9 protein-coding genes are annotated in these 11,798 nt (G+C 65.7%); 5 read left to right on the top strand and 4 right to left on the bottom strand.

The window, feature by feature from the left end; all coding sequences use genetic code 11:
- Window positions 1-72 precede the first annotated feature (72 nt).
- Both OU995_RS18290 and OU995_RS18285 read left to right on the top strand, forming a co-directional pair.
- Window positions 73-1,443, top strand: a complete 1,371-nt coding sequence (locus OU995_RS18290; protein ID WP_267831446.1) for an esterase-like activity of phytase family protein — start codon at window positions 73-75, stop codon at window positions 1,441-1,443.
- The gene (locus OU995_RS18285; protein ID WP_267831445.1) at window positions 1,440-2,042 is read left to right on the top strand and encodes a PEP-CTERM sorting domain-containing protein; all 603 of its coding nucleotides are present in this window, start codon (window positions 1,440-1,442) and stop codon (window positions 2,040-2,042) included. Before OU995_RS18290 ends, OU995_RS18285 begins: the two co-directional genes overlap by 4 nt.
- Here OU995_RS18285 and OU995_RS18280 read toward each other — a convergent pair.
- Together OU995_RS18280 and OU995_RS18275 are read right to left on the bottom strand one after the other, a co-directional pair.
- A complete protein-coding gene (locus tag OU995_RS18280) occupies window positions 1,999-2,412 on the bottom strand; it encodes a YkgJ family cysteine cluster protein (protein ID WP_267831444.1) in 414 nt (137 codons plus the stop codon). The two genes, OU995_RS18285 and OU995_RS18280, sit on opposite strands and share 44 nt — an antisense overlap.
- A gap of 191 nt (window positions 2,413-2,603) precedes the next feature.
- Window positions 2,604-4,049: an NAD-dependent succinate-semialdehyde dehydrogenase gene (locus OU995_RS18275; protein ID WP_267831443.1), complete on the bottom strand. Its 1,446-nt coding sequence runs from the start codon at window positions 4,047-4,049 to the stop codon at window positions 2,604-2,606.
- Window positions 4,050-4,328: 279 nt separating this feature from the next.
- On the opposite strand from OU995_RS18275, the gene OU995_RS18270 reads away from it, so the two are divergent.
- Genes OU995_RS18270 through OU995_RS18260 form a run of 3 tightly spaced genes read left to right on the top strand, consistent with a single transcriptional unit; the run spans window position 4,329 to window position 6,774 of the window.
- Entirely contained in the window at window positions 4,329-5,186 is an 858-nt protein-coding gene (locus tag OU995_RS18270; RefSeq protein WP_267831442.1) for an alpha/beta hydrolase family protein, read from the top strand.
- A gap of 12 nt (window positions 5,187-5,198) precedes the next feature.
- Window positions 5,199-5,912 carry a lipase secretion chaperone gene (locus OU995_RS18265; protein ID WP_267831441.1) on the top strand — a complete coding sequence of 238 codons (714 nt, stop codon included), beginning with the start codon at window positions 5,199-5,201 and terminating at the stop codon, window positions 5,910-5,912.
- Window positions 5,881-6,774: a helix-turn-helix domain-containing protein gene (locus OU995_RS18260; RefSeq protein WP_267831440.1), complete on the top strand. Its 894-nt coding sequence runs from the start codon at window positions 5,881-5,883 to the stop codon at window positions 6,772-6,774. The genes OU995_RS18265 and OU995_RS18260 overlap by 32 nt, the downstream gene beginning before the upstream one ends.
- A gap of 39 nt (window positions 6,775-6,813) precedes the next feature.
- Here OU995_RS18260 and ggt read toward each other — a convergent pair whose 3' ends face one another.
- Window positions 6,814-8,559 carry a gamma-glutamyltransferase gene (gene ggt / locus OU995_RS18255; protein WP_267831439.1) on the bottom strand — a complete coding sequence of 582 codons (1,746 nt, stop codon included), beginning with the start codon at window positions 8,557-8,559 and terminating at the stop codon, window positions 6,814-6,816.
- A gap of 79 nt (window positions 8,560-8,638) precedes the next feature.
- Window positions 8,639-11,788: an efflux RND transporter permease subunit gene (locus OU995_RS18250; protein WP_267836301.1), complete on the bottom strand. Its 3,150-nt coding sequence runs from the start codon at window positions 11,786-11,788 to the stop codon at window positions 8,639-8,641.
- Between the last annotated feature and the right edge of the window lie 10 nt (window positions 11,789-11,798).

The following is an 11,798-nucleotide window of genomic DNA, read 5'->3' as shown; positions in this document are numbered from 1 at the left end:
GGCATGCCGTCACGGAACCGTCATGGGCGCTGAGGAACATCCGGGACTCTCAACCGCTGCCTCATCCACCTCATGACGATCACCTTTCGCCCCTTGTGTGCAGCCCTGGCCCTGGCCTGCTCGGCCCTGACCGCTCAAGCGGCGCCCCAGTTGATTGCCATCGGCTCGCTGGAGGGTGCCGGGGCCGATTTCTCAGGCCAATCCGGTGCGCTGGAAAACGGTGCGCGTGGGGACCTGCTCGGGGGCCTGGGGTCCGGGCTGGCCTGGGCTGGCGGCAGCACCTTTCTGTCGGTGCCGGACCGTGGCCCGAACGCCGTGGCATGGAACAGCGCGGTGGACGACACCACCAGTTACATCCCGCGGTTTCACGCCCTGAACCTCGCCTTGAAGGCCCTGCCGGACAGCAGCACCGGCCTGCCCTTCACCCTGACGCCCAGCCTGGTGTCCACCACCCTGCTCTATTCCCGCACGCCGCTCACCTATGGTGCCACGGTGGGCGGATATGCGGCCGTGCCGGCGCTCAACGCCGCCAATCGCTTTTATTTCAGCGGCCGGTCCGACAATTTTTCACCCGCGTCCACCTCGGCCGACATCAATGACGCTCGTTTCGACCCCGAAGGCATTCGACTGTCAGCGAATGGGCTGAATGTCTACGTGTCGGACGAATACGGCCCGTATGTCTACATCTTCAATCGCGCGACCGGGCAGCGGGTTCGCACCATCAGTTTGCCGGCCGAGCTGGCGGCTGCAGTGAAATCGGCCCAAGGGAGTGTGGAGATCTCCGGCAATACCGTGGGCCGCGTGGCCAACAAAGGCATGGAAGGCCTGGCCATCTCGCCAGACGGCACGGTGCTGTGGGGCTTCATGCAAAGCGCGCTGGCCCAGGACGGCGGCGACGGCGCCCGGGTGAACCGGATCATCCAGGTGGAACTGGCGACGGGCAAGGTCAAGCAGTTTGCATACGACAACTACCTGGCTGACACCGCCAAGACCTACGGCAGCAGCGAGGTGCTGGCGTTGAACAGCCATGAATTACTGGTGCTGGAGCGGGACGGCAAAGGCCGGGGGGATGGGTCCAAGGCGGTGGTCAAGCGGGTCTACAAGGTGGATCTGGCCGGTGCGAGCGACATCACCGGCCTGCGCGGCGAAACCCAGTTGCTGCCGCTGGCTGTGAAAAAGACGCTCTTCCTGGACATCGTGAGCAGCCTCACCGGCCACGGCTGGGCAGCCAAGCAGATTCCCGCCAAGCTCGAAGGCATGGCGTTTGGCCCGGACATCGTGGTGGATGGTGTGGTGCGTCACACGCTCTACATCGCCAATGACAATGATTTTCTGCCGGTGACGGCCGATGGATTGGCCAATCCGAATCAATGGTTTGTTTTTTCCTTCACCGATGCTGACCTCGGTGGGTCCCTCTTCACCAACCAGACGCTGCCGCAATGAAGCCGATGTTCACCCGCACTGCCAAGACGCTGTCCGCCCTCGGGCTGCTCGCCGGGCTTGCCAGCCCGGCCTCTGCTGCGCTCACCGGCGATTACAGCACCCGCCAATGGGTCACCGCCAACACGAATGGTGGCAATGGATCGGTAGAGGCCACAGCGGACCAGGTGGTGCTGACGTCGTCGGATTTCAGCCTGGTCGACGCCACGCCGACCGAATCCTGGCTGAGCTATTCGCTCACCGTGTCGAATGACACCAAGTTGTCGTTTGACTGGGCTTATCGGACCGACGATGTCAGCAGCACCTACGACGTGTTCGGCTACACCGTGAATGGCGTCTTCACGCAGTTGAGCCAGGATGGATTGAGTTTCCTCGACACCCAGACGGGCCATGTATCGGTGCAGGTGTCGGCGGGCAGTTCCTTTGGCTGGACCCTGAAATCCCTGGACAGCGAAGGCGGTTCCGCCGTGGTGACGCTCAACGGTTTGTCCGCCGTGTCAGCAGTTTCTGCAGTGCCTGAGCCTGCTTCGATGATCTTGCTGCTGTGTGGATTGGGCGCTATGGGGTGGCTGGGCCGCCGCCGTCCAACATGCTGGCAATGAGCGGCGCGGCTTCGGTCATCACCGCCACCAAGCCCTCCTCCAGTTCCTGGTCTGACAAGGGCAACGGCGCTGGGCCGCCCTCGTCCTGCGCCAGCCGACGCATGACCTCAGCCGGGACATCCGCATTGGAGGCGTCCAGCGTGACGCAGCCCTGCGCCTGCACCAGGTAATACACACGGGCAGACAAGCGCGTCGACAAGCGCTCGCGGTAGAGCTCATCCACCCGGCAGATCAGCGGCCGCTGTTCATAAACGGCGCAGCGCTGGTCATGCGGATCGAGATGTCGACAAATGCCATCACCGACGTTCAGTGGGGATGCGGCGGGCAGGTGGCGGCAGCAAGCGCCGCAGGAGGTGCAAGGGAAATTCATGGTCCACGCGACGGAGGCCGCAAAGGTGCGGCGACTCCTAGTCGGTGGGAGGCGGCAAGGCGGTTCCCTGCCCTGCCCGCTCCGACTCATGAATGCGCAAATACCGGCGTCATTCCGCCTTGCAGAACCCGCAGCCGGGTCCAGCGTGCAGACCCGGCACTTGGCTCCATCGTCCAGATCAAGCGTCCAGATCAAACACTCAGAATCGACACCGCCTTGGTGTTGAGATAGGCCTCCAGCGCTTCCGGCCCACCCTCGGAGCCGTAACCGGAGTCTTTCACCCCACCAAACGGCATCTCTGCAGAAGGTGTGGCCGGCTGGTTGATCCAAAGCATGCCCACTTCCACCCGCTGCGACAGCAGATGGGCATTCTTGATGGAACGCGTGAACGCATACCCAGCCAGGCCAAACGGCAGCCGGTTGGCTTCGGCGATGGCCTCCTCCAAGGTGTCAAAGCCGCGGATGGCGGCCACCGGGCCAAAGGGCTCGTCATTAAACACCGAGGCGTCCAGCGGCACATCGGCCAGCACGGTGGGTGCAAAGAAGTTGCCTTCACTGCCCACCCGCTCACCACCGGCCGCCACCTTGGCGCCACGCTCGCGAGCATCCGCCACGATCTTGGCCATCGCCGCCAGCCGACGCTCATTGGCCAAGGGCCCCAGCGTCGTCCCTTCTGCCAGGCCGTCCCCCAGCTTCAGCCCCTGCGCATGGGCCACCAGGGCTTCCGTGAATTGGGCCTTGATGCTGTTGTGCACCAGGAATCGCGTCGGCGAAATGCAGACCTGACCGGCATTGCGGAACTTGGCCCCGCCTGCGGCCTTCACCGCCACCGCCACATCGGCGTCCTCCGCCACGATCACCGGGGCATGGCCGCCCAGCTCCATCGTCACGCGTTTCATGTGGGCGCCAGCCAGCGAGGCCAGTTGCTTGCCCACCGGGGTGGAGCCGGTGAAAGTCACCTTGCGGATGATCGGATGCGGGATGAGATAGGCAGAGATTTCGGCCGGATCGCCAAACACCAGGCCCACCGTGCCGGCGGGCACACCCGCGTCGACGAAGGTCTTCAGTAATGCGGCCGGTGATGCCGGTGTTTCTTCGGGCGCCTTCACCAGGAAGGAACACCCCGTGGCCAAGGCCGCGCCCAGCTTGCGCACAATCTGGTTGACCGGGAAATTCCAAGGCGTGAAGGCCGCGACCGGGCCGACCGGTTCCTTGATCACCAGCTGCTGAGCCGCCAGATTGCGCGACGGCACGATGCGCCCATAAACGCGGCGGCCTTCGTCGGCAAACCATTCAATGATGTCGGCCCCCGCCAGCACTTCCACCTTGGCTTCGGCCAAGGGCTTGCCCTGCTCCTGCGTCAGCAGCCGCGCGATCTCCAGCGCACGTTCGCGCAGCAAGGCGGCGGCGCGTCGCATGGTGGCGGCACGCTCATGGGCCGGCACATCGCGCCAGGCCTCGAAACCCTTGCGTGCGGCGGTCAGCGCACGGTCCAGGTCTTCCTTGCCGGCATGGGCCACGGTGCCGATCACCTGGCCGGTGGCCGGATTGCGCACATCGATCTTGCGGCCACTGGTGGCGTCCACCCATTCATTGGCAATCAACAGTTGGGTGTGGGGATAGCTGGATGACGTCATGGTGCTCAAACGGCGGCAGCGCTCGCAGCCGCCGAGGTAGTAGAAAAGATGCACCCGACTCTACAGCGGACGCCGCCGGTTCACCGGCACCGGGCTGGATGACTCCACCGGGCGGGTGGGTTTCCCCGCATGCAAGCTAGGGGGGGCCAGGTCTTCCCAATACAAGGCATCCGGCCGCGTGATTCCTAGACTGCATGGGCCGCAGTGTGTGATTCAGTGACCGCATTCATTCGGCACTTGCACGGCGGTTCAGTCATCACGTGACAACAGGGAGACATCATGAACTTCTCGAAGACTCTGCGCCGCACGGTGTGCGCCGGCCTGGTTGCAGCAGGGGCCGTCATGGGCGGCAGCAGCTGGGCCCAGATCGGTCCGGCCCCCACCTCCGCCAGCCTCAATGCCACCGCAGGCCCGTTGGCGGTCAGCACCAGCACGGTGACGGTGGCCACCGGCTTTGGTGGCGGCACCATCTATTACCCCAGCACCGCCGGCCAGTACGGCGTGATTGCCATCAGCCCGGGCTTCACCGCGACGCAATCCAGCGTGGCGTGGCTCGGCCGGCGCTTGGCCACCCACGGCTTTGTGGTCATCACCATCGACACCAACACCACGTTGGACCAGCCCGCCAGCCGGGCCACCCAGCTCATCGCAGCATTGAACTATGTGGTCAACAGCGCCAGCAGCACGGTACGCAGCCGCGTCGACCCCAACAGACGCGCGGTGGCCGGCCATTCCATGGGCGGCGGCGGCGCCTTGATTGCAGCGGAGAACAACCCCAGCCTGAAGGCTTCACTGCCGCTCACGCCCTGGAATCTGTCGAGCAGCTTCACGCAGGTGCGGGTGCCGACGCTGATCGTTGGCTCTGACGGCGACGCCGTCGCCCCTGTGGCTGTCCATGCGCGGCCGTTCTACGCCAGCCTGCCCGGCACCACGTACAAGGCCTATGCGGAGCTGAACCTGGCCACCCACTTCACGCCCAACAGCACCAACACACCCATCGGTCGTTATGGGGTCACCTGGATGAAGCGCTTCGTGGACGCAGACACGCGGTATTCGTCCTTCCTCTGCGGTGCTGATCACCAGGCCTATGCCACGGCACTGGTGTTTGACCGTTACAGCCAGAACTGCCCTTACTGACGGGAGCCCGCCATGCTGCACCGACGTTCGCGTACGGTGAGCTGGCGCATCGTCGCCCCAGCCCTGCTTGCAGGGCTGGGTGCCGTCGGGCTGTATGCCTGGCAGCACGATGCAAGCTCGCCGGAGGCTGTGCAAGCCAGCAAGACCTTTCCCTGGGCCCGTACCCCTGGCTCACCCGCAGTGGCGGAGGCCGTGCCGTCCCGCACCGACCCCATGCTGGAAGCGCCGACCGGTGCGGGCGGCAGCGGTCCACCCGCCGCACCGGGCCATGGACGCCCCTTCCGGGTCGACGCCCAGGGCCGCCTGGTGATCGACCAGACGATGCGACTGGAACTGGAGTCCCTGCTGGCCCTGCATCAGGGCGCAGAGCAGGCTGCCGCCCTCGATGCGCAACTCGCGGGCCTGCCTGCGGCGGCGGCCACGCGTGCGCGTGAACTGATAGGCCAGTATCAAAGCTATCAGGAAGCGCAGCGTCAATCCTTTCCTCCCGGGCAGGCGCCCCTGCTGCCCGAGGAAGGACTGGCGCAGCTCAAGTCGCTGCAGGCCTTACGTGCCACCTACCTGGGGGCGGAGCCTGCACGCGACATGTTTGCGCAGGACGACGCGGTGGCGCAGCGCTTGCTGGAGCTGATGCGTGAGGACAGTTCCACCACGCTGACCATGGCCGAGAAAGCCGTGCGTGCCCAGGCACGGTATGACATCGAGCGCAACAGGGTTCAGCCTTGACGCTGGCGGCGGCGTGGCCGAGCATGCCAACACGATGCTCAAGACATTGGCCACGCCCCGCCTGGGGCTCCTGGGAGACAGCTTCATCTACGCCGGCCCCAACATCCAGACGGATGTCTGCCGCCATTCGGTCACCCTCGCATGTGCCATCGGCCCGGAGCCGTTGCAGATCAGCGCGGGTGGCCGATGCTGGACCGGGCGCTTGCTGGCCATCCGCCCGTTCCTGAAGCGTGCCGTGAACGCCGGGGGCGGTCCGGTTGCCATGATTGATCTGGAGCCCACGCACCCGCGTTACAACACCTTCAGCCGCCAGGCCCCCACGGAGACCGTGCAGGTGCTGGACACCGTCCGGTTCTCGGGGCTGCTGGGTTGCGCGCAGGCCTTCGCCGAGCAACGCCTCTGTGGCTCGCAACTGCGCGCTGCGGTGGCTTTGCATGTGTCCGATGTGGCGGACAGCATCGGGCCAGCGCAGCCCGTGGCGTCTCCGGTGTTGCAGATGATGGCCGTTGTGCGCATGGACCCCACGGCCGGTCTGTCAGTGCTGGGCCAGCGCGCCGGATTGCCGGCACGGCGTGCCTCGCAGGTGTTTGTGGCCGCACTGGGCCTCACCGTGCGTCAATATGCCCTGGCTGAAAAAATCCGCCGTGCCGCCATGTTCCTGGGCAGTGGACGGCCGCTGACCGATATCGCCCAGTTGTGCGGCTTCTCCGACTCCGCCCATCTGGCGAAGGTGTGGCAGCGATGTTATGGGGTCTGCCCATCGAAGTTCTTCACCGGCCCCTGGCATACCCAGGGCGGTGGGCTGGACCAGGCCTGGCGCCAGCGGGTCAGTCTGGCGGCGGCTTTGTCCAGGGGGGCCTGATGCAGGCCCTGATGCAGGCGCGCCCGGCCTGCTTGAGTGTCAGTACCCCACAGCCAGGCCACTGTTGCGGCGCGGGTCATTGGCGCCATAAAACCGGTTCTTGCCCACCGGCTGGCCGCCCAATGACGGCGCCCCGATCAAAATCGCGGCCACATGGTTGGCCGGCTGTGGCGGCCCGAACTTCTGCCCCTTGGCCACCAGCAGCGCCTGCGTGTCCGGCGACAGCGCAAACGGCTCCACATTGGTGACATCCGGCAGCCATTGCTGGTGGAAACGGGGAGCGTCCACCGCCTCCTGAACGGTCATCCCGTAGTCGATGACATTGAGCATGGTGTGCAGCACGGCCGTGATGATGCGGCTGCCGCCCGGTGTGCCCACCACCATCACCGGCTTGCCGTCCTTGCTCACAATCGTCGGGCTCATGGAAGACAGCGGCCGCTTGCCTGGGGCAATGGCATTGGCCTCGCCCTGCACCAGGCCATACATGTTGGGCACACCCACCTTGGACGTGAAGTCGTCCATCTCATTGTTCAGCAGCACACCGGTGCCTGCTGCGGTCACTTTCGCACCGAACCAGTCGTTCAGGGTGTAGGTGACGGACACCGCATTGCCCCAGCGGTCCGCAATGGAATAGTGGGTGGTGTTGCTGCCTTCATGCGGCTCCACGCCGGGCTTGATGTCTTGCGAGACGCCTGCCTTGTCCGGGTTGATGACGGCGCGGATGCGCTCGGCATAGGCCTTGTCGGTCAGCCGGGCGATCGGGTTCTTCACGAAGTCCGGATCGCCGAGATAGCTGTTGCGATCGGCATAGGCATGGCGCATGGCCTCGATCTGATAGTGCACCGCCTGGGCGGATCGGTAGCCCAGCGCCTTCATCGGATACCCCTCCAGGACGTTGAGCATCTCGCAGATGATCACGCCGCCGCTGCTGGGGGGCGGGGCGGACACCACGTGATACCCGCGGTAGTCGCATTCAATCGGCGCCAGCTCGCGGGTGCTGTATTGATCCAGATCGGCCTGGGTGATGATGCCGCCGCCGGCCTTGCTGGATTGCACAAGCGCAGCCCCCACCGCTCCTTGATAGAAGCCGGCCGATCCCTTGTCGCTGACCGCCTTCAGCGTGCGTGCCAGGTCCTTCTGGACCAGGGTGTCGCCCACCTCATAGGGCACACCGCCCTTGCGCAGGAAGATGGCGCCGGACGCCTGGTCCTGGCGGAAATCCGCCGTGGCGGTGTGCAGCATGTCGATGTCGCCCTGATCCAGGACAAACCCTTTCTCCGCCAAGGCAATTGCCGGCGCCAGCAAGACCTGGCGCTTCATGGTGCCGTAGTGCTGACGGGCGAATTCCAGGCCGGACACCGTGCCGGGCACGCCCACCGCCAGATGGCCTCGGGTGCTGAGCCCCTTGATGACGTTGTTGTCGCGGTCCAGGTACATGTTGGCGGTGGCCGCCAGCGGGGCCTTTTCCCGGAAGTCCAGGAAGGTCTTGCGGCCATCAGCCAGTTGCACCGTCATGAAGCCACCGCCGCCCAGGTTGCCGGCGGCGGGATACACCACGGCCAGGGCATACCCCACTGCGACGGCCGCATCCACCGCATTACCGCCACGCTTCAGCACATCCACGCCGACCTGGCTGGCCAGGTGCTGCGCAGTGACGACCATGCCGTGCTCGGCGGCCACCGGCGCTACCGAAGCGCCCTGCGCCGTGGGCAGGAAGGTCAGCGTCAGGCCGGCCAGCAGCAGGCCGCTCCATCGCTGCGTGGAGGGAGTGAACAAAAGACTCATCGGTTTCTCCAGGGTCGGGCCAAGGGGCCACCGATTATTGGTCAATTGCCAGACCCCTCGACGGTGTCCATCCGGCCCCTCAGTGCGCTGGGCGCGCGGCCGATGGCGTGAGGCGCCGATGCACCCACTGGTAGAGCAGCGGCAGCACCAGCAAGGTCAAGGCGGTGGACGACAAGATGCCGCCGATCACCACCGTCGCCAGCGGGCGCTGCACCTCGGCGCCGGTGCCGGTGGCCAGGGCCATCGGCACAAAGCCCAGCGAAGCGACCAGCGCCGTCATCAGCACCGGACGCAGTCGAGACAAGGCCCCCTGCCGCACTGCGTCCTCCAGCGCCAGGCCTTGCTCACGCAGCCCGCGGATGAAGGACAACATCACCAGCCCGTTCAGCACGGCCACGCCGCTGAGCGCGATGAAGCCGACGGCGGCGCTGATCGACAAGGGAATGTCCCGCATCCACAGCGCCAGCACACCGCCGGTGAGCGCAAAGGGAATGCCGGTGAAGACGATCAACCCATCCTTGACGTTGCCAAACATGGTGAACAACAAGCCCAGCACCATGGCCAGCGCCAGCGGCACCACCCACTGCAGCCGCTGTGTTGCTGATTGCAGCTGTTCGAAGGTGCCGCCCCAGGCCGTCCAGTACCCGGTGGGGATCTCCACACCGGCCACCGCACGCTGCGCATCCGCCACAAACGAGCCGAGGTCCCGCCCGGACACATTGGCGCTCACCACCACGCGCCGTTTGCCGTTCTCCCGCGACACCTGATTGGGACCGGGTGCGGCCTCCAGGGTGGCGATTTCCGCAAGCGGCACATAGGCCGCGCGATCCGTGCCAGGCCCCTTGGGCAACGGAATGGGCAGTTGCCGCAGCGCTTCCAGGTCCTGCCGCAGGGCCTCGGGCAACCGAACGACCAGATCGAATCGCCGGTCGCCCTGGAAGAAGGTGCCGGCCTCGCGGCCACCCACGGCAATCGCCACGGTCTCTTGCACGTCGGTCATGTTCAGTCCATAACGGGCTGCCTTGGCTCGATCCACCTGGATCGACAGCGTCGGCAGACCGGTGGTCTGCTCCACCTTCACCTCGGTGGCGCCGGGGACCTGGCGCAAGACGGCTGCCAGACGTTCGGCCGTGTTGTTGAGCACATCGTGATCGTCGCCGAAGACCTTCACCGCCACATCGGACCGGATGCCCGAGATCAGTTCATTGAACCGCAACTGGATCGGCTGGGAGAACTCGTAGCTGCTGCCCGGGACTTGGGCGGCTTCCTCCCGGAGGGCCGCCAGCAGTTCGTCCCGGGAGCGTCGCGGCGTCGGCCACTGATCCATCGGCTTGAGCATGATGTAGCCGTCACTGATGTTGGGCGGCATCGGGTCCGCCGCGATTTCTGCGGTGCCGGTGCGGGCGAAGATGCGCTCGATCTCCGGGAATCTCTCCTTGAGATGCGACTCCAGGCGCCGCTGCATGGCCACCGATTCACTCAGGCTGGTGCCGGGCACCCGCAGGGCCTGCACGGCCAGGTCGCCTTCATTCAGGTTGGGCACGAATTCACTGCCCAGGCGGGTGGCGATGGCTGCGGTGACCAGCACCGCCACCACGGCGAAGGTGCCCACCACCGGCGCATTGCGCAGCGTGGCCTGCAGCACCGGCTCATAACGGCGCTGTGCCCAGTCCATCAGGCCGTTGTGCTTCTCCCGGACCGGACGGGTCATGAACACCGCCACCGCCGCCGGCACAAAGGTCACCGACAGCACCATGGCGCCGAGCAGCGCCAACAGCACCGTCCAGGCCATCGGGTGGAACATCTTGCCCTCCACCCCGGTCAGCGCCAGGATGGGCACATACACCACCATGATGATCAGTTGACCGAACAACAACGGTCGGCGGGCTTCACGGGCAGCGGCGAACACCTCCTCGAAGCGCTCGTCGCGGGTCAGCGCCCGGCCCTTGTGCTCTTGCGCCTGCGCCAGGCGCCGCACTGCGTTTTCGATGATCACCACCGCGCCGTCCACGATGATGCCGAAGTCCAGGGCCCCCAGGCTCATCAGGTTGGCGCTGATGCCGCCACGCACCATGCCGGTAAAGGTGAACAGCATGGACAGGGGAATCACCATGGCGGTGATCAACGCCGCCCGCAGGTTGCCCAGGAAGACCAGCAGCACGGCCATCACCAGGAGCGCCCCTTCGACCAGGTTCTTCTGCACGGTGCGGATGGCCTTGTCCACCAGCACGGTGCGGTCGTAGACGGTGACCGCCTTCACGCCGGCTGGCAGGCTGCGGTTGATGGCAGCCATGCGCTCATCAACCGCCCGCGAGACCGCACGGCTGTTTTCACCCATCAGCATGAAGACGGTGCCCAGCACCACCTCCTGGCCGTTGTCGGTCGCGGCACCGGTTCGCAGATCACGGCCGATGTCGACGCTGGCGATGTCCTGGATGCGGATGGGCTGGCCCTGCGCCGTCCCGACGATGATCTCGCCGATGTCCTCCAGTGACTTCACCTGCCCCGGCGCCCGCACCAGGTATTGCTCGCCCTGGCGCTCGATGTAGCCGGCCCCGAGGTTCATGTTGTTGCGCTCCAGCGCCTGGACGATGTCCGTGAGGCTCAGGCCGTGGGCGCCCAGGCGCTCCAGGCTGGGGGCCACGACATACTGCTTCTCGAAGCCGCCGATGGTGTTGATCTCGGTGACCCCCGGCACATTGCGCAGTTGTGGCTTGATGACCCAGTCCTGGATCTCCCGCAGATCGGATGGGCTGTAGGGTTGGCCCTGCGGGGTGCGGGCGGCGGGGTCGGCTTCCACCGTCCAGAGGTAGATCTCGCCCAGGCCGGTGGAGATGGGCCCCATGCTGCTGGACACACCGGCGGGCAGTCGGTCACGGGCCTCCTGCAGCCGCTGATTGACCAATTGGCGGGCGAAGTGGATGTCGGTGCCGTCCTTGAAGATGACGGTGACCTGCGACAGCCCGTAGCGTGACAGCGACCGGGTCTGCTCCAGCCCTGGCAGCCCCGCCATGACGGCCTCCACGGGATAAGTGACGCGTTGCTCGGTCTCCAGCGGTGAATAACCCGGGGCCTCGGTGTTGACCACCACCTGCACATTCGAGATGTCCACCACAGCATCGATGGGCAGGCGGCTGTAGCTGTACAAGCCCAGCCCGGCCATCACCAGCACTGCCACCAACACCAGCCAGCGATGCTGGATGCAGCCCCGGATGAGGCGTTCAAACAAGCCGTGTTCC

Source organism: Roseateles sp. SL47 (assembly GCF_026625885.1).
Taxonomy (GTDB): Bacteria; Pseudomonadota; Gammaproteobacteria; order Burkholderiales; family Burkholderiaceae_C; genus Roseateles.
This window is presented reverse-complemented; position numbering and strand designations above follow the sequence as displayed.

What these genes read in the sequence shown, in the direction of transcription:
- OU995_RS18270 (WP_267831442.1), top strand. Translation starts at nt 4,329, where the DNA reads ATGAACTTCTCGAAGACTCTGCGCCGCACGGTGTGCGCCGGCCTGGTT.
- OU995_RS18290 (WP_267831446.1), top strand. Translation starts at nt 73, where the DNA reads ATGACGATCACCTTTCGCCCCTTGTGTGCAGCCCTGGCCCTGGCCTGC.
- OU995_RS18260 (WP_267831440.1), top strand. Translation starts at nt 5,881, where the DNA reads ATGACATCGAGCGCAACAGGGTTCAGCCTTGACGCTGGCGGCGGCGTG.
- OU995_RS18275 (WP_267831443.1), bottom strand. Translation starts at nt 4,049, where the DNA reads ATGACGTCATCCAGCTATCCCCACACCCAACTGTTGATTGCCAATGAA.
- OU995_RS18285 (WP_267831445.1), top strand. Translation starts at nt 1,440, where the DNA reads ATGAAGCCGATGTTCACCCGCACTGCCAAGACGCTGTCCGCCCTCGGG.
- ggt (WP_267831439.1), bottom strand. Translation starts at nt 8,559, where the DNA reads ATGAGTCTTTTGTTCACTCCCTCCACGCAGCGATGGAGCGGCCTGCTG.
- OU995_RS18280 (WP_267831444.1), bottom strand. Translation starts at nt 2,412, where the DNA reads ATGAATTTCCCTTGCACCTCCTGCGGCGCTTGCTGCCGCCACCTGCCC.
- OU995_RS18265 (WP_267831441.1), top strand. Translation starts at nt 5,199, where the DNA reads ATGCTGCACCGACGTTCGCGTACGGTGAGCTGGCGCATCGTCGCCCCA.